The following is a 24,406-nucleotide window of genomic DNA, read 5'->3' on the forward strand; positions in this document are numbered from 1 at the left end:
TCATTGATAATTTGACTAAACACTTCATATCAATTTATTTTGAGTAAAATAAACTCTAGATACAAGTTTTTATCCTAATTTTTACCGAAAATGCACATTACCACACATAGGAATCTGTTATGTCTTCTAATAAATTACAACCCGTGAGTATTTCGCAAGCGCTACCCGGTAGAGAAACCGCCATTCCCCATTCACCATACCATGCGGTGAACCAGTATTCGATTGATAATATTCCGAAGAATGCTGAAGTTGCCTATTTTGCGATGGGTTGTTTTTGGGGCGCTGAGCGCTTGTTTTGGCAGCAGTCCGGCGTTTATTCCACCTCTGTTGGCTATAGTGGAGGGATTACCCCAAACCCAACCTATGAAGAAGTTTGCACAGGACTGACAGGCCATACCGAGATTGTTAGAGTGGTCTTTGATCCACAGACTATCCGCTATATTGATCTATTAACTCTGTTTTGGGAAAACCATGATCCAGCCCAAGGCATGCGTCAAGGCGGTGATATTGGCACACAATATCGTTCAGCCCTCTATACCGTTTCTGATTCACAATTACAGCAAGCACAAGAGACACGAGCGGCTTATCAACAAGCGATGGTTGCTCAAAATGATACTCGCCAAATCACCACAGAAATTGCACCATTAGAAACCTTTTATTTTGCGGAAGATTACCACCAACAATACCTCCATAAAAATCCAGCAGGCTATTGTGGATTAGGAGGAACTGGAATTTGTTTACCGCCACAGAACATAAACTAGGCAGAAAATTTAACCTAATGCTATAATAACGTCACTAACCCAATTTTGCGCACCTCCGCGCTATTTTATCTCTGTAGTAGAAAGAGTTGCCTTCAGGGGATCCTCCATAAAGGGTCAGAGGTTCCTGAAGGTAATATTTGGATAATTTATGCTTAATAGTTTACTGATCGTTCTTTTATTATGTGCAATTAGCGCATTTTTTTCGTTGTCAGAAATTTCACTGGCAGCTTCTCGTCGTATCAAACTCAAGTTAATGGCCGATGAGGGCAACATTAATGCGGCACGAGTCCTGAAATTACAGGAAATGCCCGGTATGTTTTTTACTGTGGTTCAAATCGGCCTAAATGCGGTCGCCATCTTGGCAGGGATTGTCGGTGAATCTGCCTTTTCACCTGCATTACAAGACATTTTTATTAATTTCCTTTCTCCCGAGTGGGCACAACAAACTGCATCTATTCTGTCATTTACCATTGTCACCAGCCTATTTATTTTAGTGGCAGACTTAACCCCTAAACGTATTGGAATGGTAAAACCCGAAGCTATCGCTGTACGGATTGTTAACCCAATGCGTTTGTGTTTAACCCTACTCAGCCCACTGGTTTGGTTCTTCAATGGCCTTGCTAACTTGATTTTCAAAATTTTCAAGTTACCCACTGCGCGTAATGAAGATATCACTTCAGATGATATTTTTGCTGTTGTTGAAGCAGGTGCTGTTGCTGGCGTATTGCGTAAACAAGAGCATGAGTTGATTGAAAATGTCTTTGAACTGGAATCTCGCACGGTTCCATCGGCAATGACCCCGCGTGAAAGTATTATTTACTTTGATAAAGATGAATCCGAAGAGAGCATCAAACACAAAATTTCAACCGAGCCACACTCCAAATTTTTAGTGTGTAGCGGTGATATTGATCATGTCATTGGTTATGTTGACTCGAAGGTCCTATTAAACCGTGTATTGAATGGCCAAAGTCTTAATTTACAAGATGGTGTTCATATTCAAAATGCCTTAATGATCCCTGATACGCTCTCTTTGTCTGACACTCTTGAGGCCTTTAAAGCTAATGGCGTTGACTTTGCGGTGATCCTCAATGAATACGCTCTCGTTATGGGGCTGATCACAATTAATGATGTGATGATCACGTTAATGGGGGATCTTATCGGGCCAGGCCAAGAAGAGCAGATCATCTCACGAGATGAAAACTCATGGTTAGTTGAAGGCGGAACCCCTATTGAAGATGTGCAACGTATTTTGGATATTGATGAATTTCCTGACGTTAGCAACTATGAGACCATTGCTGGTTTTATGATGTATCGCTTAAGAAAAATGCCAAAGCGTACTGATTATGTCAAATATGCGGGGTATAAATTTGAAGTGGTTGATATTGATAACTACAAGATCGATCAATTACTTGTTACCCGAGTCACAACACCGCCAGCAGCCGTCGTGGTTCAAGCAGGAAAAAGTAACGTGGAAACGGCTAACGCAGAACAACCAACACAACAAACTAAGCATTAATGCTTTACAGCGAAGCCGTTTCGCTTAACGCGCCACTCTATGTGGCGCTGTTTTTAGCTCAATAGCAATTTGCTATTTAGGCTAACAGCAACTACCCCAACTCAGACTGTAGTACCAATACTTGTTTGTTCACCTCACTCATCACATTGTAGTGGCGCTTGTCGCCCACCTTTGGTGGTAAGATTTTGCCATAATTAAACTCAAAAGCCCCAAAGCCTTTGATGTAGATACGACCACGGAATAGCGTTTTAACGTAGAGTGCAATTTTGGATGGGTTATAACGGTTAAATATTTTCATTAGAACTTTTCCTTTCCTTTTGTCTTACGATACTCTTCACTCATACCGCTCGTTAATAATAGACCAGGAATATTTACTTTGGTTCGATTATTGCAGTTTTATTCAATTCATTTACAGAAAATGACACTACAAACATTCTGTCAATAACCTCAAAAACTTTGTAGTTATGCTAAATTTTGCAAAAATGTTAATTTTGGTTTCACAACTCATCGGATGAGCTATGCTATAACTGTAAGCACAACACATTTTTGTGATGGTTCATTTCTCGTTGATGCATCAAAATATAACAAAAGAGGTAATATAATGATTAAGAAGAGTTTTTTATTTGCTTGCCTACTAACCCTCTCCTCTACCGCCTTGGCAAGCCCAATCCAACTTAACCAATCCGTTCCCCCTGTTTCAGTGACTGATAAAGGTGAAATGCAATTAAGTCCTGATGGAAAATTTTCTTATCAAGAATGGAAAAGCCAACAGCTACCTGGAAAAGTTCGGACAATTCAACATATTGCGGGGCGCTCTTCAGCTAAAGAACTCAATGCACCACTGATTGAAGCGATCAAAAAAGCCCGCTTTCCTCATGATACCTATCAAACAACCTCAATTATTAATGCCGATGATGCCATTTTCGGCACCGGTGTTTTTGTGAGTAATAGCGTTGAGGACAGCAAGAAAGAGTTTCCTTACTCACAATTTATTGTTGATAGTGATGGTGTCGTTAAAAAAGCATGGAGCCTCGCCCCTGAAAGCTCAGCGATTATCCTATTGAATAAAGAAGGAAAAGTACTGTATTTCAAAGATGGGGCACTGACTGAACCTGAAATTAATAAAGTGATAACCCTGATAAAAGCAGAACTAGGACAATAAATTTCCCCCTCTCTAGTGCACGGAAATATTGCTGTCGTGCACATAGAGAATGGCATCGTATCGAGAGGCACAGATTTCCATACCAATAGAGCGTTATTCTAAAGAAAGCGTATTACCTTTAAATTTACACGGTGAATAATTATTTGAAATATATTAATAACCAATCATTATGACCAATGTATTTTCACACAAAAACCGCCATTTTCACCATTCGTAAACGCTAATTTAAAATGATGTAATTCAGCGATACGTTTAACAATCGATAATCCTAATCCACTGCCCGTTTTTTCTTGCCCTGCTGGACGATAAAAACGTTCACCTAATCGCTTCAGCACCTCTAGCGGAACTCCCGCCCCATCATCCTTAATCGTTAGGTCATTATTATTTAATTCTATTTCAACTTTCCCACCCGTCTTCCCATAACGGATCGCATTATGCAGTATATTTCTCAGTAAGATAGCTAATAACAAACGTTGTCCTGTAAATGATGGTGGTTCACTGAGCACACTGACATCAATGGTAACTTGTGCCGCCTTAGCCTCTAACTCAATGTCTTTAATTGATGACTGAATTAATGCAAGCCATGATAGCTGCTCAATATCGTCCAGTTGTGACAGTGATTCTAAGCGCGAAAGTGTCAAGAGTTGGTCAACAAGGCGTGTTGCTCTATCGATACCTTCGGATAAATTGGCCACCGCATGTTCGCGGATTGCCGAGTCTTGCCCTGCAATTTGCACGACTTCAGCCTGAACTTTAAGGGCGGCTAATGGGCTACGTAACTCATGTGCCGCATCGGAGGTAAATTGCCGTTCGCGGGCAAACATCGTCTGGATCCGTTCAAATAAGTGGTTAAGCGCATCTAACATAGGCTTAACTTCTGACGGCAAGCGTTCGACCTGAACCGACGTTAATTCATCTGGCCGCCGTTGATAGAGCTGAGTAGCCACTTGATGTAAGGGGCGCAATGCTCGGGTTAATAACCATAAAAATACAATCAACAGCGTCGGTAACGCGATTAACCAAGGCAAAAACTGAGCAACCATAATGTCCATTGCCAGGTCTTGCCGATATTCCCACTCTTGCCCTACTGCAATAATATATTGCCCTTCCGAGGACTTTAACCAGACAAAACGCCATTCGTCATCACTCCCTTTAATTTTGCCTTCAGTAAAACCTTCCCGAGAAAAACTGAAGGGAATTTTACGCCCATTATCACCATCGTTGAGGACCATTTCGCCTTGAGGTGTAAAAATAGCGAATGCCAGTGCATCATCATCTTGATGGCCCCGGTTTTTACGTAAGATTTTTTTCGTTTTTGCTAATGACGTATTATTAAAGTCAAGGTCAGAAGGTAATACGGATAAGCGTTTGGCGAAAACCATTTGCTGGGTATCAAATAATTCATTAATGGTTTTATAGGTTTGATGCCATGCGAGTAAACTCGCAATACCCCATGTCATTAAGGCAAGTAACAGCAGTATCAGCGTTAGCTTTAAACGTAAACTAAAGGTTTTCATACCGCTTCACCTAAACGGTAACCAACACCATGAACCGTCCGGATAAAACCCGATCCTAATTTGCGGCGTAAATGATGAATATGCACCTCAACAGCATTGCTCGATACTTCTTCATCCCAGTTATATAATTTTTCCTCTATCATCGTTCGGGACAACACCTTATTTGGATTATGTAGAAATAGCGATAACAAGGATAACTCTTTGCTTTTTAATTCGATAAATTTACCATGACAAGTTACCGTCATCGCCACAGGATCCATTTCTACATCACCATGTTTGAGTATGGGTGATAACTGCCCGCTTCGCCGACGAATTAAAGCCTGTAACCGCGCGGCAACCTCAGCGAGGGCAAAAGGTTTACAGAGATAATCATCGGCACCTTGCTGTAACCCCTGAACACGCTGATCCAATGCATCTCTGGCAGTCAGTATGAGAACAGGCTCATCGCGCCCTTCTTGACGCCAATATTTCAAAATATCCATGCCGTCTAAACTCGGTAGAGAAAGATCGAGGATCACGGCATCGTATGGTGCATCAAGTAGCGCAACTTGCCCCTGTTTTCCATCAGTAAACCAATCAATGGTAAAGCCTAACTGGCTTAAGCCCACTTTTAAACCATCACCAATTAATCGGTCATCTTCTATCAGCAAAATACGCATGCTTCTCTCCTGTGTTAGCATATTATTATATTTATCCGATTCGTTTAGCGATGACCAGCTGTTATGGCCTAAATTTAAAATATATTTTTTTATGGGATTCCCTTAAGATCCTGTTAAGAATTTTTTGTTTTAATAGCTCCCGTAAACAAATTTTGGTAACCAAATGGAGAGGACCACTATGAAAACATTACCTTTAATTACCTTGATTGCGGCATTAGCTTCTGCACCAGTACTGGCTGTAAATGGTGGCTTTGATGGACCAGGTGCAACCCAAAATACCACCGCTCAAACTTCCCAATCAGGTGGTTTCACGGGACCAAGTAGTGGCGAAACCACTGTCGCTAAAGCATTAGATCTCTCTGATGATAGCTGGGTAATTCTGCGTGGTAATATCGTTAAACAGTTGGATCAGAAACATTATGAATTTACCGATGGTACAGGCACCATCAATCTTGAAATTAGTCCAAAAAGATGGAATGGCCTTAACGTAACGCCAAAAGATAAAGTGGAGATCCGCGGTAAAATTGACAAAGATTGGAACTCACGAGAAGTGGAAGTAAAACAGATCCAACTGATTAAATAACGTTGATTTGATAAGGTGGCTTGGCATCCAAGCTGCCTTATCTATCCTTTATTCCCTTCAATAGGGTGCAACTAGCATGATTTCCTATTTCGAGATATTGATGACAATGCTAGATTAACAGCTATCATCATTATGAAGGTCATATCATGTCGACTAAAATCCCTCAAGTTCGTAATATTCAAGAAACTTTGCTCTCTGATAATTGGTATACACTGAAGAAATACACTTATGAACTTCAGCGCCGTGATGGCAGTTGGCAACAACAAACCCGCGAATCCTATGATAGAGGAAATGGTGCGGTGATTTTGCTATACAATCGAGTGAAAAATACGATTGTACTGATCCGCCAGTTTCGTTTTCCTTTATATATTAATGGATACCCGCATTTACTCATCGAAGCCGCCGCTGGATTACTGGATAACGCCTCACCAGAACAACGTATACGTGCTGAAGCGGAAGAAGAAACCGGATTTCGTATTGAAAAAATTGAAAAAATTTTTGAAGCTTATATGAGCCCAGGCTCTGTAACTGAAAAACTGTATTTTTATATCGCAGAATATCATGACCAAGATCGAATTAGCTCAGGTGGTGGCCTTGCTGAAGAAGGTGAAGATATTGAGGTATTAGAGTGGCCATTTCCCAAAGCATTGGCCGCCATAAAAACGGGCGAAATTGTCGATGGTAAAACCATCATGCTTATTCAGCATCTTGCCTTAAATAATATTTTAACTCATTAAAAATAATGCTATTTATATTATTCTATTTTCCTTCTTGATTAGAATTAGGAAGGAAAATTAAATCGTGTTTATTTCTATTTATATTTTTTTATTTATTACGTTAATTCTCTATTTATTGATGTGTTGTTTGACCCATAATAAACAAAATAAATAGTTTATTTATTATCAATAAGTTACGTCACCATTTATTTTATTTTTTGTCATTCAAATAAATATCATCGGAAAACATCCTACCAATTCCTACAGTATTTATTTTAAATAGAATAGGATACAATAGTTGAATAGAATATTTATTCTAAAAGTACACTTATTTAGAGTTATCTTAATATGACTATTTGACAATATCTTTTGTTAAAAGTGCTTCATGTTTACCTATTAGCTTGTTTGTTCATCCATACAAAACTTAAGAGGTTAATAATATGATACGTTGTGTTCGTATGTGGACCGGTGAAGATGGTAATTCTCTGTTTGAAGAAGGCACGATTGAATTAAGTGGAGAAGCGAGAGGAGATAGCGAAACTCCTGCTATTGCCGTTAGTGAATTATCCTTCCGCGAAACCTCTTCAGGCGGGTCATGGGATTGGCACAAAGATCCTGTTCCACGCTATGTCATCACACTTACTGGTACTTTAGAGTTTGAAACCAAAGATGGTTCAACGTTTATTATTAAACCGGGTGATATTTTACTCGCCCAAGATAACACGGGAACCGGCCATAAATGGCGTTTAATCGGCGATGAACCATGGCGTCGCGCGTATGTTGTCTATCAAGAAGGCACTGAGCTGTGTTTTAAACCCTCTAAGTCTTAGGAGTTTTTAATGAGTAAGCCTATTTCAGAACAAGTAGATATCGCGCTCATCGGTGCCGGTATCATGAGTACTACCCTCGGCACTTTTTTAAAAGAACTTGAACCATCACTGAATATTGCGGTTTTTGAAAGACTGAATGACTGTGCGCAAGAAAGTTCTCATCCTTGGAACAACGCCGGTACAGGTCATGCTGCAAACTGTGAAATGAACTATACGCCACCGAATCCAGATGGCACGGTTGATATCAGTAAAGCCCTTGAAGTGAATACCGAGTTTGATCTGTCTCGCCAACTCTGGTCTTACTTAGTCACGAAAGGCAAAATCAAAGATCCCCGTGATTTCATCCATCCTTGCCCACATATGAGCTTTGTTTGGGGTGAAGATAACGTCAAGTTTTTGAAACAGCGCTATACCCAGATGTCAGCTCACCACTGTTATCAGAACATGGAATACACGGAGGATCCGCAACAGATCAATGAGTGGGCACCACTGATCATGGAAGGCCGTGATCCAAAAGAAACCATCGCGATGACACGGGTTGCAACCGGTGCCGATGTGGATTACGGCGCGCTGACGCATCTATTAATGGAACAATTGAGCCAGCAGTCAGGTTTTGCTGTTCACTACAAACATGAAGTTATCGATATTAAAAGAGCCGCTGACGGCAGATGGAATATCGAAGTCAAAAACCTACTCACTCATGAAAAAACCATTACGACCGCTAAATTTGTCTTTATCGGTGCGGGCGGACGAGCTATCGAATTACTCCAAAAATCAGGTATTCCTGAAGGTAAAGGCTATGGTGGCTTCCCTGTTAGCGGTATTTGGCTACGTTGTGATAATGAAGAAATTGCAGCTCGCCATCATGCAAAAGTGTATGGTAAAGCAGACAAAGGCTCCCCACCTATGTCCGTTCCACACTTAGATACACGTATCATTGATGGTAAACGCTCATTATTGTTTGGTCCTTATGCTGGATTTTCTAGCAAATTCCTCAAACACGGCTCTTATTTAGATTTATTTGAATCGGTTAAATTAAATAACATAGAGCCAATGCTTGCCGTTGCTAAAGATAACTGGGCGCTAGCTGAGTACTTAGTTGGGCAAGTGCTCCAAACTTCAGCCCACCAATTTGCTATGCTGCAACAATTCTACCCAGAAGCACAGCGTGAAGACTGGAAAGAAGTGGTTGCGGGACAACGTGTTCAGATCATAAAACCAGATCACGATAAAAAAGGTATCCTAGAATTTGGTACTGAATTGATTACCAGCGCAGATAAGTCACTGACTGTCTTGATGGGCGCATCACCGGGTGCTTCTACCGCTGCGTTTATTGCATTGAATGTCTTGAAGACTTGCTTTGCGGATCAGCTCAATTCAGATGGCTGGGAAGCGCGTTTAAAAGAGATCATTCCAACTTATGGAATTGATTTAAAAGTCGACGCAAAAGCTTGCTTAGATATTCGCGCGGCAACGGCAAAAGTACTCAAACTCGATAACTAATCGCGTTTTGTCGGGTAAATATACCAATTTACCCGACATGTTCTCATTTCCAGTCAGAACAAAGTTACACGGAAACCAGGGTTTAAAAAAGACTCTCGTGGGGTGTAATCTAGCGTTTTACCGTTCCAATCTAAAACCTTAGCACCGGATGCGATTGCCACAGCATGCCCTGCTGCCGTATCCCAAATATTGGTTGGCCCGAAACGCGGATACAGTTGCGCTTTGCCTTCTGCCACTAAACAAAACTTTAATGAAGAACCAATTTCAACCGTTTCATGGCTTCCCATTTGAGCAAGATAATCGCGCAATTCACCATCTTGATGAGAGCGGCTGATCACTATGATAGGTGGCATTGAATCTTTAACATGAATCGGTTGCTTGTGCCCACCTTCTTCTTTCCACGCTTGATTACCTTTAGCGTAATAGAGTAACCCTTTGGCTGGCGCATAAACAACGCCCATAATCGGTATACCCTTTTCAATCAACGCAATATTGACTGTAAAATCACCATTGCGATGAATAAATTCTTTTGTTCCATCCAGAGGGTCAATCAACCAATAACGCTGCCAATTTTTACGTTCATCCCATGACGGTGGCGCTTCTTCAGATAATTGAGGAATATCGGGTGCAATACGTGTTAAACCGGCAGTAATAATGTTATGAGCAGCAATATCAGCCTCTGTCACAGGAGATTGATCGCTTTTATGATCAATATGTAACGGCTCTTGGCTGGTATAAATAGCCATAATGGCGGAGCCTGCATCGATAGCCAATTCGCAAATTTGTTTTAGCATGATTCACCTCTTTTCCATCACTCTGTACCTTTAGCTTAACAGCCATAGATCATTGGAACCACAGAAACCGTTCACACTTACCTTATCAATTTACATTATTTTCTTTCCAAGTAGTTTCAATTAATGAAAAGAATAGTGTTCTTGGGGAAATATTGCGTTATATCAGAAACAGCGCTTTATATTATGCTTTAGGTTTGATTTATCACTCGACATTTGCAATAGTAATATTGTTTAATCCGTTGTTTTGTATCCATAAGAAACAAATAAGAGAGAGCGGTGAGCTTCTTTTAAAGAAAGGCAATTATAGATTGTGAATATATAAGAAGTGACTTTAGGTTTTTAGCGCTAATGCCGCTAAGAAAAATGCCTATATTTAGGCTCGATGACAACATTAAGGTAGCAAACTTTATACCCCATTCTCGAGTTGCAACAACGCATTATGATTTAATGCTATACAGAACAATAAGTAAAAATGACAATAAGCTTAATCGCATTTTTGAATAGGAATCTAACCTGCTATTTATATATCACCACTTATATATCACCACTATCAATGATGTGATTCTCTAAAATTTAGGAATAAAAATGAGTCAATCAAATACAGCCAAGCTCTCTTTTTTTAGATTACCCGCCATATTTGTGAGTGTTTGGATCCTCACGGAGTACTTTTGGTTTTATAGCGTGACAATTCAACCATTATTATACGTACCGCCTCATTATTTAAATGCGATTATATATAGCCTAAGGGTAGAGTGGTTCATTAAGATTTTTATCTTCCTATTTTCCACTTGCCTTATCTTTTACTACACCAAATTGAACCAAGCTAACCTTAAAAATATCCTTATTGTTGCGGGTATTGCCATCGTCTACTTTTTTATTCTCAAATTTACGCAATACGTAAATGGGATAGCCATGCATAAGATGTTTGGAGAGGTACAGTTATATCATCGCCCTAGCTTAATATATACCTATAGCTTTTCCATTATATTTAACATTATCAACGTCTTGATACTTATTTTACTATTTATACCAAGAATATTTTTTTGTAAAAAAGCCCGTCATGATTTCGTATTAACAGAAAAAAATCATGGGTTAATTTACAATGCACTCTATACCATAACCATGCTATGTTTTACGCTTGTTATCGCCTCTCTCACGATATATTGCATTGCGTTATTCAAGGAAAATCAACTGATATTAAAAAGTTTTTTGCTTCTGAGTTACCAAGCATCTGACATGTTATTTCCTGCAACAGCCGCTGCTATCGTTATATTGCTTTTAAGTATATATAGGTCAATTCCTTTCCAAGGAAATCAACTCAAGATAAAACGTTTAATGCTTCTTTCGTTCATTAATACCATCATACTACTGGCAATAATGAGCCTATTAGCTTTCTTACTGTATTTATCAATAGAGGTCTCTCAACAAATCACCACTTTAGATGAGTTATTTGTCATCGTTGGTTTTGTGATTTTTATTATCATTGCACGTCTTGTAAATAAACGGGTGTTTAGAACTAAAAAAGATTCCCCCTCAATAACACCTACAGCTTAAAACATAAAAAGGGCTTTGCGACCTTGCCTTCATCATAAAAAGGCAGGCCTGCAAAGCCCTGATATTGGCTTAGTCAGTTATACTGACCGCCAAGATTACAGAATTTCGAGTAATTCGACTTCAAAGACTAGCGTACTGAATGGCGGGATAGATGCGCCTGCACCACGCTCACCATAAGCCAGCTCAGAAGGGATGTACAGTTCCCACTTAGAACCGACAGGCATCAGAGTCAGAGCCTCTATCCAACCTTGGATAACGCCACTCACAGGGAATTCTGCGGGTTGGCCACGTTGAACTGAGCTATCAAAAACAGTACCGTCAATGAGACGACCTGTATAATGGACGCGAACACGGTCAGTACGTGCAGGGATCGCACCTTCACCTTGGTTAATCACAGAGAATTGCAAACCAGAATCAGTGGTTGATACACCTTCACGCTTTTGGTTTTCTTCAAGGAATGCACGGCCTTCAGCCGCCATGGCTTCTTGGCGAGAAGCACGGACTGCATCTGCACGCTCATGGATTTCACGTAGCGCTTTATGAAGTGCTTCAACAGGAACTGAAGGCATATTACCTTCTAACGCATCAGTGAGGCCTGCTAAAATAGCAGCAGGTTCTAGGCCTTCTAAACCAGACTCTAATAATTGCTGACCGATTTGTAAGCCAATACCATAGCTTGCTTGAGCTTCTACTGAATCAAAATTTGGGTTTGCCATGAAAATACCTGTATGGTTTTTGATAAAAAAGCAAGAATAACAGCCCCTACCTTATGGGTAAACCTAAACCATACCTCTGAGCGTTAAAAGTAAGCTATTTTGTATGATTCAGCTCAGTGTTCTCTGAAAAATAACCTAGGGTAATCAAATTACTAAAAATCAGTGCTACTATTCCTATCATCACAAATGAATTTAGTTCGTCACCGTTCGTTCCTCAATCAAGGAGGAGTCATGCTTAAATTTTCAAGATTTCATCGCATTGGTATCACTATCTTAGCGATTATCGTTATTGCAGCCCTTTTCTGGCCTACTGGTGATGAAAACCAAGGTAATAAAACACCTCAAAGTCAGCCACAGCCTATTGTTGTACCGCCACCAACGACTCCCGAGATAGTGACTCCCACACCATCAGAAGAACCAATAGATAACGGTCAAACGGAAGGTGCCCCCGCAGGCGTGCCTGCTGAACCAGAGATCATCCAAGAACCGCCAGTGGAGCAGACTCCACCTGAGGTTACATCACCACCAACGACCACCACACCACCAAAGCAGACACAACAGCCTGCAACTCGCCCTACAACCAATGAATGGCAAAACTATCAGATACAAAAGGGCAAAACATTGGCACAACTGTTTCGTGATAACCACCTGCAAGCCAATGATGCATTTGTTATGGCCCGTGTTGAGGGAGCGGAAAAACCTCTCAGTAGTTTACGGCAGGGTCAGAAAATACGTTTAAAGGCAAATGCAAAAGGGGAAGTACAGCTATTAGAGATTACGACCGCTGAAGGTAAAACATTTAGCTTTGCGCGTCTAAGTGATGGTAGTTACTACCGAACACCGTAGCTTGACTTGAACAAGCGCGATTACAGGCAATAAAAAACACCGGACTAGCCGGTGTTTTTTTGTGCTATCGGAAAACCGATGGCACTACCATCATTTTTGATTACTCAGCAACGATGATAACGTTCAGCTCAGCAAAAACATCGCTGTGTAACTGGAAGTGAACTTCGTGGTCACCAGTAGTACGCAGAACGCCATTTGGTAGGCGAACTTCGCTTTTCGCGATTGCAACGCCAGCAGCAGTTACTGCATCAGCGATGTCACGAGTACCGATAGAACCAAACAGTTTACCTTCGTCACCCGCTTTAGAAGCTAGAGTAACAGAACCCAGCGCAGTAACAGCTGCTGCACGAGCCTGAGCTGCTGCCAGAACGTCAGCTAATTTAGCTTCCAGTTCAGCGCGGCGAGCTTCGAAGAATTCGATGTTTTTCTTAGTTGCAGGAACAGCTTTGCCCTGTGGAACTAAGTAGTTACGAGCATAGCCCGATTTAACGTTAACCTGATCACCCAGGCTACCTAGGTTAGCTACTTTATCAAGCAGAATAACTTGCATTACCTTATCCTCTTAAAGTCGTTAATGGACTGTACCAATTACTGATGACGATCAGTATATGGCAACAGAGACAGGTAGCGAGCGCGCTTGATAGCACGAGCGAGCTGACGCTGATATTTTGCACGAGTACCGGTGATACGGCTTGGTACAATTTTACCACTTTCAGTGATGTAGTTTTTCAGCGTTGCGATATCTTTATAGTCGATCTCTTGAACGCCTTCCGCTGTGAAACGGCAGAACTTGCGACGACGGAAATAACGTGCCATATGGCTAGTCTCCAGAATCTATCAAATCAATCTGCTCGGCATGAAGAACCAGTTTACTTAATCCATTGCGCCCTTGATGGGTACTAATAAAACCAGTGACTGTAATTCGACTGCCGACCGTTATACTGTGAGTATGGGCTTGTAAGGTTTGTCCGCTAACAATTATGGGCATTCTGCACCATGCTTGTCGGGTTAATCCTGCTTCCTGTTGTTGTGAACGATGTTCTAAAACAAACTGGCAGTGAGGGATACCCGACGGACTCACTTTTCGAATCAATGCTTTACAGACTGTGCCTGTGAGCACCAAACGATTAGTGAACACCTGCGCAATTACTCTTCAGAATCCCCAGCTTCTTCAGCTTCTTCATCCTGATATTCATCAGCCAGGTCACGGCTACGACGTTCGTCTTTAGCTTTAACCATTGGAGAAGCTTCTGTTACTGCGTGTTTTAAGCGCATAACCATGCTGCGGATAACGGCATCGTTGAAGCGGAAGTTAGTTTCCAGCTCATCAATCGCTTCCTGTGGAGCTTCTACGTTCAACAGAACATAGTGAGCTTTGTGCAGTTTATTGATTGGGTAAGCCAGTTGACGACGGCCCCAGTCTTCCAGACGGTGGATCTGACCTTGTGCGTTAGTGATTACAGCACTGTAACGCTCGATCATGCCCGGAACCTGTTCGCTTTGGTCAGGATGGACCATAAAAACGATTTCGTAATGACGCATTAGTAGTTGCTCCTTACGGATTATTCAGCCTCCTGTCAGGGTTAACCGCGGCCCGCGGAGGCAAGGAACTTGTTGAGTGCGGCTAAAAAATTGACGCGTCACTATACCCATCCCCGAGAGAAAACTCAAGAGATGGCGACAAATATCACTGAATATTTATTATTCGGGTGACTTATCAGTACGTTGACGCACAGCTTCAAACAGGCAAATACCTGTTGCAACAGAAACATTTAATGAAGAAACCGTTCCCGCCATTGGGATGCTGATCAACTCATCACAGTGCTCACGGGTTAAACGGCGCATGCCTTCCCCTTCAGCTCCCATCACGAGTGCCATTGCCCCAGTTAATTTACTTTGATACAAGGTGTGGTCGGCTTCACCCGCGGTACCCACAATCCAGACATTGTACTCTTTCAATAAACGCAACGTTCTCGCTAAATTAGTCACGCGAATCAAAGGAACGCTTTCCGCTGCGCCACAAGCAACTTTTTTCGCGGTTGCATTAAGTTGTGCTGATTTATCTTTCGGCACAATCACTGCATGAACGCCCGCTGCATCTGCGCTACGCAAACATGCCCCTAAGTTATGAGGGTCTGTAACGCCATCTAACACCAATAGGAAAGGGGTTTCTGTATTTTCAAGAAAATCAGGCAAATCCCCTTCTTGATACTGCTTACCCGGCAATACTTTTGCAATGATGCCTTGGTGTACCGCACCTTCTGTTTGTGCATCCATCCATTGACGATTCGCGACTTGCACCACAATGCCAAGCGCTTCGATTTCATGAATAATCGGCATCAGACGGCGATCTTCGCGCCCTTTTAAAATATAAACTTCTTTGAGTCGTGATGCATCACGATCAAGTAGGGCTTTCACCGCATGAATGCCGTAAATAATTTCGCTCATAAATCTCTTTTTTGTTGATGGAATTCAAGGTGGCATGACGCCACCTTAGTTAACTCAGCGGATCCATTACCCTTCTTGTTTTTGGGCTTTTTTCGCTGCGCGTTTAGCTTTTAATTTTGCACTAATTTTCTTGGTTTTATCAGAGGCTTTTTTCCCTTTAGCCTTATTATCTGATTTTTTATCTGTTTTCTTGCCTTTCTTCTCTGAACGACGAAAAGCTGAATCAGGCTCGAAGTTTTTATCCTTGCTCACATCACCACGTTTACTGCGTGCTGATTTAGTTGCATTTTTAACTTCTTTTTTCATTCTATCACGTGCTGTTTTACCGGGATTCTTGGCTTTACGCGTAGTTGAAATCAATGCGAAATCAATGGTGCGTTCATCCATATGCACCGCTTCAACGCGAATCTCCACTTCATCGCCAAGTCGATAAGTAGTTCCGGAAGACTCACCAATCAAGCGTTGTCCCACTGCATCATAACGGTAGTAATCATTATCTAGCGTCGATACATGCACTAAGCCATCAATAAACAGGTCATTTAAGCGAACAAAGAAACCAAAACCTGTCACGCTGGTAATTAGCCCTGTAAAGACTTGACCGACTTGGTCTTGCATAAAGTCACATTTTAACCAATCGGCGACATCGCGTGTCGCTTCATCGGCACGGCGTTCCGTCATGGAACAATGCTCTCCGAGCTGTAACATGCTATCCATATCAGAATGCCAGCCACCTGTCGGCGTCCAACGATGCTCGGAGTGCCCACGCTCTTTCGCAAGTAGGTATTTAATTCCTCTATGCAACGTTAGATCAGGGTAACGGCGGATAGGTGACGTAAAATGCGCGTAGGATTTTAAAGCCAGCCCAAAGTGGCCGCGATTTTCAGGATCATAAATCGCCTGCTTCATTGAACGCAAGATCATCGTTTGCAGTAATTCATGGTCAGGACGGTCAGCAACCTCATTCATGACTTGAGCATAATCTTTCGGCTCAGGCTTCATGCCACCTGGTAGCGTTAAGCCCAATTCACTAAAGACGGAACGTAAGTTCATCACGCTCTCTTCTTTTGGACGATCATGCACACGATACAGTGCTGGCTCTTCATTTTTCTCAACATAGCGAGCCGCTGCGATGTTGGCTAGAATCATACACTCTTCAATCAGTTTATGAGCGTCATTACGTTCTACAGGCTCGATGCGTTCTATACGGCGTTCAGCGTTAAAGATGAATTTTGCTTCTTCTGATTCAAACGAAATTGCACCACGTTCAATACGTGCATCATCCAGAGCTTTATAAAGCGCATGTAATTGCTCAATATGCGGAACCAATGCCTTATAGTGTTCACGCAACTCCTCATCACCTTGTAAAATCTTCCATACTTTGGTGTACGTCAGCCTTGCGTGTGAATTCATCACGGCTTCATAGAATTTGTAGGAAGATAGGCGACCTGACGCAGATACCGTCATTTCACACACCATACAAAGGCGATCAACACCTGGGTTCAGTGAACAGAGGCCATTTGAGAGCACTTCTGGCAGCATAGGTACCACTTGCGATGGAAAATAGACGGAGTTACCCCGACTACGTGCTTCATCATCAAGTGCAGTTTGTGGACGAACATAATAACTTACATCAGCAATCGCCACCCATAAACGCCAACCCCCTCCTTTTTTCGGAGCACAATGTACGGCGTCATCAAAGTCACGAGCATCTTCACCATCAATCGTCACAAGGGGTAAATCACGTAAGTCGACACGCCCTTTTTTTGCTGATTCAGGAACCTGCTCACTTAAATCCGCCACCTGTTTTTCGACTTGAGGTGGCCATGAATGTGGGATTTCATGAGTACGCAAGGCAATCTCAACTGCCATACCTGTACCCATACTTTCGCCTAATACTTCAATAATATGTCCAACCGCTTGAGAACGGCGCTGTGGTCTTGTGACCAATTCAACCACCACCACGTTGCCCATACGAGCACCGTTGATTTGGTCTTTAGGAATTAAAATATCAAAACTTAAACGGCTATCATCAGGAACCACAAACCCCATCCCTGATTCAATAAAATAGCGCCCAACAATTTGATTGTTACGAGGTTCAAGTACACGAACAACACGCACCTCAGTGCGCCCTTTACGGTCTTGACCATAAGGCTGTGCTAAAATGACATCGCCATGTAATGCACGTTTCATCTCATCTTGTGATAGGTAGTAGTCTTCTTTTTTACCTTCAACGCGCAAGAAACCATAGCCATCACGGTGGCCTATCACTTTGCCTTTAAGTAAATCTAAACGCTCTGGTAGCGCATAGCATTGACGGCGAGTAAACACTAATTGCCCATCACGCTCCATCGCTCGTAAACGGCGGCGTAAGGCTTCTAACTCTTCTTCTGAAGAGAGATTCAATAATTGTGCTATTTCTTCGCGCTTTGCAGGGGCCGAGCGTTTAGTGAGGAGTTCGAGTATGAATTCTCTGCTAGGAATTGGGGATTCGTATTTTTCTGCTTCTCTTTCCTGAAAAGGATCTTGTGACATCGTTACCTCCGTTGTCATCAGAATTTGCTATTACTGCGTTGTCTAATCGAGCAGTAATTGATAAAGCGGACTGTTATCTTTAACCATGTCAGCTAGCGTATGTTTATCGAGTTCCTTTAAAAACTGTTGTATCGCCTGATGAAGTACACCCTTCAAACGGCAGGCGGGTGTTATATGGCAAAACTCACCACTGCAATTCACTAACGTGAGGGGCTCTAGTGCTCTGACAACGTCCCCGATCCGGATGGTTTCTGCGGGTTGTCCAAGCGTTATCCCACCATTTTTACCACGAGTCGCTTTAACATAGCCAAGATGGCTGAGTTGATTGATAATCTTAACCATATGATTGCGGGAGACACCATAGACGTCAGTGACTTCTGTGATACTGGTCATTTTCCCTTCAGGGAGTGATGCCAAATAAATCAGAGCACGTAACCCATAATCTGTAAAACTCGTTAGCTGCACAATCACCTCAAAATTTTTGGCTTAGCCAATGGTTATCTCACCACTTATCTCTTATTAAACTCAAATTATCACGAAATGGTATCCATATTGTTTGCGCTAGGCCAAAATAACCTAAGGATATCTTTCAAATAATTCAAGTTATACTCGGCACGGTACATGTTCCGTACCTCATGTTGGCCTTGCTTCAAAAGGCAAACAAATTAATGCCAATAGGCTTCATCAAATCAAGCCGCTCTTCAACGCTCAACAAAGACATTCACGTTAACAACAATAACCTAGACGATAACGAATGCCATTACGTCTGCATTTGACATCATCAAATACCGTTTATTCTAGTTTAGCTTACTATGCAGGAAACATGTCGGTTTTCAGAGCGAGATAAACACTCCTACCATCTCCTGTTTTTGCCTATCGATGCAAGCCAGATACTGACAAACAAATAATATCAAAGAATAATCGAACACATAATAGCACAGATTCCTTAAGCCACTCGAGATTCCTGACTCACTCCCTATTGTCTATACTGTTTGAACAAGAGTGAGTTGAATCGATAGGCTGCTTATCACTTTTAACATCAAATCTTTTTATTTTTTCCGTTTTACAATGAACAGTCGGCACGCTAAGTAGGTGATATAGGACGTTATGGAACAAATTATCGAAATTTATGATTTTATATCAGGGAACACCTTATTAATGACAGCGATCTTAGTCGTCGTTTTACTGCTGACATGGATCGTTGGCAAAGTCATTTTCTTACGATTTGCCAGAAGGTTATTACCATTATTAACCAATTTAACTGACGATGACTTAATTGATGGCGTTGCACGAAAAATTGCATCCATTGTTGCCGTCACCTTTGTGCTTTATCTCAATCAGATGCTGCCTTCATTTTCTGATGAAGTGAATATCACCTTTAAAACCATCTGTTGGGCGTTGATTATTATTAATGTTGCCGCTCTGATAAACGATGGCTTAGATGTTTTTATTCTGCGCCAAGCCAAAAAGACCCTGCATCGCAATAACTCAATAAAAGGCTATATCGAGATCGCAAAAATTATTGTATGGATAATTTCATTTATCTTGATCATCGCCCTAATGACCGACCAATCACCGATCATTATTATTTCGAGTTTTGGTGCTATTGCCGCAGTATTAATGTTTGTCTTCCAGCACACATTGCTATCATTTGTTGCCAACATACTTGTATCAAATGGTAAGGTACTGAAACTTTACGATTGGATTGAATTACCAAGCAGTAATATTAGTGGCGAAGTAATTGATATCGCCTTGCATACGATCACCGTTCGAAATTGGGATAATACGATTTCACGTATCCCGACAAAGGATTTTTTGACTGAAAAATACACTAACTGGCAACCCATGTTTTCATCGGGGGGTCGTCGCATCAAACGCAGTTTTTACATTGATCAATCTTCAATTTCATTTGCCACCGAAGCTTTATTTAATGAGCTAAAAAATACAGCGCCCTTACGCCAAAGTATAGAAAATATGCTAGAAGCACGAAGTGACATCACTAATATCAATGAATGGATGATTAATAATGGTGTAACGAACCTACAACTATTCAGAAAATATATTTTGAATTGGATAAAAATGCGTGGCGATGTTAGGACTGATATGTACTTAGTCATAAGAACGATGCCACCAACCCCCAACGGGTTACCCGTCGAAATTTATTGTTTCACTCGCTCAACGACTTGGGTTGAGTATGAGGAAGTACAATCTGAAATTTTTGAATATGTTAATGCTTCAGCAAAATACTTTAAGCTAAGAATTTACCAACACCCATCCGGCAGTGATCTGGCGAATTTAAAACGTGAATAACCAATAACAAAAAACACCGAATAAATCGGTGTTTTTAATCTGCCTAGACGCCTGTTCAATACACAGGCTCTCAGCGGATAATGAGCAGCTTCTTATCTAAGAAACTGCTATGGCTGAACTATGCATCAAATGGATCGCGCAGGATCATCGTTTCAGAACGATCAGGTCCTGTTGAAATAATATCAACTGGAATACCCGTCAGCTCTTCAATACGCTTGATGTAATCTAAAGCGGCTTGTGGTAACAGCGCTCTGTCTTTAACACCAAAAGTTGTTTCGCTCCAACCCGGCATAGTTTCGTAGACAGGCTCTAAACCTTCCCACTCATCTGCTGCCAGTGGTGTCGTTTCTAGCACTTGACCATCTGGGCGGCGGTAGCCTACACAGATTTTCACTTCTTTCAGACCATCTAACACATCAAGTTTAGTCAAGCAGAAACCAGACAGGGAGTTGATCTGAACAGCGCGATTAATCGCAACAATGTCTAACCAACCTGTACGACGTTTACGACCTGTAGTCGCACCAAACTCTTGGCCTTTTTCACGCAGGAATTCACCTGTCTCGTCAAAAAGCTCCGTAGGGAATGGGCCTGCACCAACACGCGTAGAGTATGCTTTAATAATACCTAACACGTAGCTGACGTAGCGAGGACCTAAACCAGAACCTGTTGCAACTCCACCAGCAGTGGTATTAGAAGAGGTGACATACGGATAAGTACCGTGGTCAATATCCAATAAAGTGCCTTGTGCACCTTCGAACATCACTAATTCATTCTTCTGATGTGCTTTATAGAGCAGATCAGAAACATCAACTACCATGCTAGTCAGAATATCCGCGACTGCCATGATGTCATCGAGGGTTTTCTGATAATCAACCGCAGGCTCTTTGTAGTAGTTCACCAGTTGGAAATTGTGATACTCAATGATTTCTTTTAGTTTTTCAGCAAAACTTGCTTTATCAAACAGGTCGCCAACTCGCAAACCACGACGAGCAACTTTGTCTTCATAAGCAGGACCAATTCCACGACCCGTTGTACCAATCGCTTTCGCACCACGCGCTTTTTCGCGCGCATTATCTAATGCGATATGATAAGGCAGGATCAGTGGGCATGCTTCAGAAATATGTAAGCGTTCGCGAACAGGAACACCGCGATCTTCTAATTGCTTCATCTCTTTCATTAAAGCGTCAGGTGCAAGTACTACACCATTACCAATAATGCTGATGACATTTTCACGAAGAATACCGGATGGAATTAAGTGGAGAACGGTTTTTTCACCGTTTACAACAAGAGTATGGCCAGCATTATGGCCGCCCTGATAGCGAACTACATATTTAGCACGCTCTGTCAGCAAGTCGACGATCTTGCCCTTTCCTTCGTCACCCCATTGGGTGCCCAGTACGACAACGTTCTTACCCATTTCAAAATACACTCGGTTGCTTAAAAATGAATTCTACCATCTAAAATATTCTGTTCCAGTAATTTTTGGCACAGCAAAAATTATTTTTCTGGAAAGCAAGCAAAAATGGCATTTTTTATTTCTACCATAACTCCAACTGATAATAGCCAGCTCGACCAGATTGAATTTTCCCTGAAAAATCCAACACTTAAAATGGTAGGCGAAAAAAAAGCCCGCGAAGCGGGCTTTTCTTTACTAGCTTAACAGTTATTTTAATCTGTTGCACGTAACTTAATCATCAGTAGAACGCAACTTAATCATCAGTAGAACGCAACTTAGTTGGCGCTTTCATAAAGCGGAAGAAATCTGTGTCAGGGCTAAGCACCATCACATCATCGCCACCTTTAAAGCTCTGCTCATAGGCACGTAAACTACGGATAAAGGCATAGAACTCAGGATCTTGGTTGAAAGCGTCAGCAAACAGTTTTGTTGCCATCGCATCCCCTTCACCGCGTAGTGTCAATGCTGTACGTTCAGCTTCTGCCAACGTTTCTGTTACCGTTTTATCAGCAACCGCACGGATCTTAGTGGCTTCTTCCTGACCTTGTGAACGATGTTGACGGGCAACCGCTTCACGTTCAGCACGCATACGCGCATAGATAGCCTCAGAAACTTCGTTCGGTAACTCAATACGTTTGATACGAACGTCAACCACTTCAATCCCTAATGCAGCCATACTGTTTGCATTCACAACCAATGGCGCTAGGTTAGTTTCTTGCTCAACGCGTGCAGCCGCAGATGCGATAGCAGCATCGGCATCTTTCGTAGCATCATCCGTTGCCGTACCTTTGTTCAATGCATCACGCACATCAATGGTTAAACGACCACGAGAGTCCGTAATGATGTCTTTAACGCTTAAACGACCAAACTCAGAACGTAAACGGTCACTGAACTTACGTTTTAACAGTGTTTCGGCTTGATAAGGGTTACCACCTCCCGTCGCTACATAGTAACGGCTAAAGTCTGTAACACGCCATTTCAGGTAAGAGTCTACCATCAAGTCTTTGTTTTCACTTGTTAAGTAACGGTCAGCTTGAATTTCCAAAGTCTGGATACGCGCATCAAGCATTTTCACCGTTTCAATAAACGGCACTTTAAAGTGTAAGCCTGGCTCATAAATAATGGGTTTATTTTCTGAGTCACGCAATACCTTACCAAAACGTAACACAATGCCACGATCGGTTTGAGGAACAATAAAGATGGATGCGTAAGCAACTGCCAAGATGGCAATAACGATAACAATTAGCGATTTACGCATGATTATTGTCTCCCTACTCTAACGGCATCACCACGAACACCACTGTTTTGTTGCGCGGGTGCCGAACCATAAGATGATGAATTATTGGTATTAGGATTCATCACTTTAGGCGCTAAGCTCGTTTTTGGTGCTGGCGCACTGCTGTTGCCACCACGCATCAATTGCTCTAATGGCAGAACTAACATGCTGTTGCTCTTATCATTGGCGATAACTTTACGTGTATTGCTTAAAACACGTTCCATCGTATCAATGTAGAGACGCTCACGCGTAATTTCAGGTGCTGCACGATACTCAGGCAACATCTTCGCAAAGCTTGCAACCTCACCCTCTGCTTTAAAGACAACACTTGCCTTATAAGCTTCAGCTTCTTCGATTAGCTTTTGTGCGTTACCTTTTGCCATTGGCAGAACTTCGTTACGGTAAGCATGAGCTTCACGAATGGTTTTTTGTTCTTCTTCCCTTGCAGCGATTACGTCATCGAATGCGGCTTTAACATCTTCAGGCGGACGAGCAGCTTGGAAGTTGACATCGAGCAGTGTGATACCCATTTTGTATGGCGCAATTGTTGCTTCTAGCTCTTTTTGCGTAACATCACGGATAAATGCACGGTTTGTTGTCAACACTTGTTCCATTGCTGACTGACCGATAACGCCACGCACAGCACTATCAAGAGCCTGACGTAAGCTGTTATCTGGGTTGGTCACACTGAACAGGTATTCAGCAGGATCAGTGACACGATACTGAACGTTCATTTCAACGCGGATCACGTTTTCATCTGACGTTAGCATCATACCGTTAGTCGCTTGTTCACGAACGGTTTCAACGTTAACAGGGATAACCTTGTCAATAAATGTTGGCTTCCAGTTCAGACCAGGTCCGACAACACCGCTATACTCGCCAAAGCGTAATATAACACCTCGGTCACTTTCCTTAATGGTATAGAAACCTGATCCAGCCCATACAACTACGATGGCAGCAAGAGCCAATACACCAAGACGACCGCTGATTTGAGAGGGTTGTTTATTATCACCATCACCACCGCCGCCTTTTTTACCACCAAGCTTACTGCTCAGTTTACGAAAGAGATCGTCGAGATCAGAAGCCCCACGTTTTCGACCACCTTTGTTCCCGCCAGAGTTGCCGCCTTTATTGCCGCTTCCCCACGGATCGCGGTCTTGTCCGTCATTACCGGGCTGATTCCACGCCATGTTTTAGCTCCATATCTTTATGATTGATTTTTCGGGT

At 42.1% G+C, this 24,406-nt stretch carries 26 protein-coding genes; 11 read left to right on the top strand and 15 right to left on the bottom strand.

Translation table 11 applies throughout. The features are described from left to right. Window positions 1–119: 119 nt before the first annotated feature. Window positions 120–761, top strand: a complete 642-nt coding sequence (gene msrA / locus ACWPW6_RS16965) for a peptide-methionine (S)-S-oxide reductase MsrA (protein ID WP_249999448.1) — start codon at window positions 120–122, stop codon at window positions 759–761. A 148-nt stretch (window positions 762–909) separates the two neighbouring features. Next, complete coding sequence (locus ACWPW6_RS16970) at window positions 910–2,277, top strand: hemolysin family protein (RefSeq protein WP_154624528.1); 1,368 nt, start codon at window positions 910–912, stop codon at window positions 2,275–2,277. A gap of 91 nt (window positions 2,278–2,368) precedes the next feature. Here the strand turns inward: ACWPW6_RS16970 and ACWPW6_RS16975 are convergent, their stop codons facing one another. Continuing rightward, complete coding sequence (locus tag ACWPW6_RS16975; protein WP_014657315.1) at window positions 2,369–2,575, bottom strand: DUF1107 domain-containing protein; 207 nt, start codon at window positions 2,573–2,575, stop codon at window positions 2,369–2,371. Between the two features lie 303 nt (window positions 2,576–2,878). Here ACWPW6_RS16975 and ACWPW6_RS16980 point away from each other — a divergent pair, with 303 nt between their 5' ends. After that, window positions 2,879–3,439 (top strand): YtfJ family protein, encoded by a 561-nt coding sequence (locus tag ACWPW6_RS16980; protein WP_249999449.1) that lies wholly within the window; start codon window positions 2,879–2,881, stop codon window positions 3,437–3,439. A 167-nt stretch (window positions 3,440–3,606) separates the two neighbouring features. On the opposite strand, the gene qseC is transcribed toward ACWPW6_RS16980, so the two are convergent. Both qseC and qseB read right to left on the bottom strand, forming a co-directional pair. Continuing rightward, window positions 3,607–4,956: a quorum sensing histidine kinase QseC gene (qseC, locus tag ACWPW6_RS16985; protein WP_249999450.1), complete on the bottom strand. Its 1,350-nt coding sequence runs from the start codon at window positions 4,954–4,956 to the stop codon at window positions 3,607–3,609. Further along, a complete protein-coding gene (qseB, locus tag ACWPW6_RS16990; RefSeq protein WP_154624525.1) occupies window positions 4,953–5,615 on the bottom strand; it encodes a quorum sensing response regulator transcription factor QseB in 663 nt (220 codons plus the stop codon). Before qseB ends, qseC begins: the two co-directional genes overlap by 4 nt. 178 nt (window positions 5,616–5,793) lie before the next feature. Here qseB and ACWPW6_RS16995 point away from each other — a divergent pair, with 178 nt between their 5' ends. The 4 genes from ACWPW6_RS16995 to mqo all read left to right on the top strand — a co-directional run bounded on the left by ACWPW6_RS16995 (window position 5,794) and on the right by mqo (window position 9,247). Beyond that, on the top strand, window positions 5,794–6,198 hold the full coding sequence (locus ACWPW6_RS16995; RefSeq protein WP_154624524.1) for a YgiW/YdeI family stress tolerance OB fold protein: 405 nt from the start codon (window positions 5,794–5,796) through the stop codon (window positions 6,196–6,198). Window positions 6,199–6,344: 146 nt separating this feature from the next. Beyond that, entirely contained in the window at window positions 6,345–6,935 is a 591-nt protein-coding gene (locus tag ACWPW6_RS17000; protein WP_154635545.1) for an NUDIX domain-containing protein, read from the top strand. Between the two features lie 419 nt (window positions 6,936–7,354). Continuing rightward, window positions 7,355–7,744: a cupin domain-containing protein gene (locus ACWPW6_RS17005; RefSeq protein WP_154623671.1), complete on the top strand. Its 390-nt coding sequence runs from the start codon at window positions 7,355–7,357 to the stop codon at window positions 7,742–7,744. A 9-nt stretch (window positions 7,745–7,753) separates the two neighbouring features. Then, window positions 7,754–9,247, top strand: coding sequence for a malate dehydrogenase (quinone) (mqo, locus tag ACWPW6_RS17010; RefSeq protein ID WP_196713718.1), 1,494 nt, complete (start codon window positions 7,754–7,756; stop codon window positions 9,245–9,247). Window positions 9,248–9,300: 53 nt separating this feature from the next. Here mqo and cysQ read toward each other — a convergent pair whose 3' ends face one another. Further along, the gene (cysQ, locus tag ACWPW6_RS17015; RefSeq protein ID WP_249999451.1) at window positions 9,301–10,041 is read right to left on the bottom strand and encodes a 3'(2'),5'-bisphosphate nucleotidase CysQ; all 741 of its coding nucleotides are present in this window, start codon (window positions 10,039–10,041) and stop codon (window positions 9,301–9,303) included. Between the two features lie 585 nt (window positions 10,042–10,626). On the opposite strand from cysQ, the gene ACWPW6_RS17020 reads away from it, so the two are divergent. Beyond that, entirely contained in the window at window positions 10,627–11,595 is a 969-nt protein-coding gene (locus ACWPW6_RS17020; protein ID WP_249999452.1) for a hypothetical protein, read from the top strand. Between the two features lie 95 nt (window positions 11,596–11,690). Here ACWPW6_RS17020 and fklB read toward each other — a convergent pair whose 3' ends face one another. Continuing rightward, the gene (gene fklB, locus ACWPW6_RS17025; RefSeq protein ID WP_154622444.1) at window positions 11,691–12,311 is read right to left on the bottom strand and encodes an FKBP-type peptidyl-prolyl cis-trans isomerase; all 621 of its coding nucleotides are present in this window, start codon (window positions 12,309–12,311) and stop codon (window positions 11,691–11,693) included. A gap of 231 nt (window positions 12,312–12,542) precedes the next feature. Here fklB and ACWPW6_RS17030 point away from each other — a divergent pair, with 231 nt between their 5' ends. Next, a complete protein-coding gene (locus ACWPW6_RS17030) occupies window positions 12,543–13,157 on the top strand; it encodes a LysM-like peptidoglycan-binding domain-containing protein (RefSeq protein ID WP_196713720.1) in 615 nt (204 codons plus the stop codon). Window positions 13,158–13,257: 100 nt separating this feature from the next. Here ACWPW6_RS17030 and rplI read toward each other — a convergent pair whose 3' ends face one another. The 7 genes from rplI to nsrR form a co-directional block, all read right to left on the bottom strand. Beyond that, window positions 13,258–13,707, bottom strand: coding sequence for a 50S ribosomal protein L9 (rplI, locus tag ACWPW6_RS17035; RefSeq protein ID WP_154622442.1), 450 nt, complete (start codon window positions 13,705–13,707; stop codon window positions 13,258–13,260). A gap of 38 nt (window positions 13,708–13,745) precedes the next feature. Beyond that, entirely contained in the window at window positions 13,746–13,973 is a 228-nt protein-coding gene (gene rpsR / locus ACWPW6_RS17040; RefSeq protein WP_000135199.1) for a 30S ribosomal protein S18, read from the bottom strand. A 4-nt stretch (window positions 13,974–13,977) separates the two neighbouring features. Then, window positions 13,978–14,295 (bottom strand): primosomal replication protein N, encoded by a 318-nt coding sequence (gene priB / locus ACWPW6_RS17045; protein ID WP_163863218.1) that lies wholly within the window; start codon window positions 14,293–14,295, stop codon window positions 13,978–13,980. 8 nt (window positions 14,296–14,303) lie between these two features. Beyond that, window positions 14,304–14,699, bottom strand: coding sequence for a 30S ribosomal protein S6 (gene rpsF / locus ACWPW6_RS17050; protein ID WP_154622441.1), 396 nt, complete (start codon window positions 14,697–14,699; stop codon window positions 14,304–14,306). 159 nt (window positions 14,700–14,858) lie between these two features. Then, on the bottom strand, window positions 14,859–15,605 hold the full coding sequence (rlmB, locus tag ACWPW6_RS17055) for a 23S rRNA (guanosine(2251)-2'-O)-methyltransferase RlmB (RefSeq protein ID WP_154622440.1): 747 nt from the start codon (window positions 15,603–15,605) through the stop codon (window positions 14,859–14,861). 66 nt (window positions 15,606–15,671) lie between these two features. Beyond that, window positions 15,672–18,137 carry a ribonuclease R gene (gene rnr, locus ACWPW6_RS17060; protein ID WP_154622439.1) on the bottom strand — a complete coding sequence of 822 codons (2,466 nt, stop codon included), beginning with the start codon at window positions 18,135–18,137 and terminating at the stop codon, window positions 15,672–15,674. A 42-nt stretch (window positions 18,138–18,179) separates the two neighbouring features. After that, window positions 18,180–18,602: a nitric oxide-sensing transcriptional repressor NsrR gene (gene nsrR, locus ACWPW6_RS17065; RefSeq protein ID WP_163863223.1), complete on the bottom strand. Its 423-nt coding sequence runs from the start codon at window positions 18,600–18,602 to the stop codon at window positions 18,180–18,182. Window positions 18,603–19,244: 642 nt separating this feature from the next. On the opposite strand from nsrR, the gene ACWPW6_RS17070 reads away from it, so the two are divergent. Next, window positions 19,245–20,447 (top strand): mechanosensitive ion channel family protein, encoded by a 1,203-nt coding sequence (locus ACWPW6_RS17070; protein ID WP_154622438.1) that lies wholly within the window; start codon window positions 19,245–19,247, stop codon window positions 20,445–20,447. 118 nt (window positions 20,448–20,565) lie between these two features. Here the strand turns inward: ACWPW6_RS17070 and ACWPW6_RS17075 are convergent, their stop codons facing one another. After that, complete coding sequence (locus tag ACWPW6_RS17075; protein ID WP_154622437.1) at window positions 20,566–21,864, bottom strand: adenylosuccinate synthase; 1,299 nt, start codon at window positions 21,862–21,864, stop codon at window positions 20,566–20,568. A 105-nt stretch (window positions 21,865–21,969) separates the two neighbouring features. Here ACWPW6_RS17075 and ACWPW6_RS17080 point away from each other — a divergent pair, with 105 nt between their 5' ends. Then, window positions 21,970–22,107 carry a hypothetical protein gene (locus ACWPW6_RS17080; RefSeq protein WP_163863225.1) on the top strand — a complete coding sequence of 46 codons (138 nt, stop codon included), beginning with the start codon at window positions 21,970–21,972 and terminating at the stop codon, window positions 22,105–22,107. Between the two features lie 49 nt (window positions 22,108–22,156). Here ACWPW6_RS17080 and hflC read toward each other — a convergent pair whose 3' ends face one another. Together hflC and hflK are read right to left on the bottom strand one after the other, a co-directional pair. Continuing rightward, a complete protein-coding gene (gene hflC / locus ACWPW6_RS17085; RefSeq protein WP_154623461.1) occupies window positions 22,157–23,161 on the bottom strand; it encodes a protease modulator HflC in 1,005 nt (334 codons plus the stop codon). 2 nt (window positions 23,162–23,163) lie between these two features. Beyond that, window positions 23,164–24,369 carry an FtsH protease activity modulator HflK gene (hflK, locus tag ACWPW6_RS17090; protein ID WP_154623462.1) on the bottom strand — a complete coding sequence of 402 codons (1,206 nt, stop codon included), beginning with the start codon at window positions 24,367–24,369 and terminating at the stop codon, window positions 23,164–23,166. Between the last annotated feature and the right edge of the window lie 37 nt (window positions 24,370–24,406).

It is taken from the genome of Providencia sp. Marseille-Q8014 (assembly GCF_965112055.1).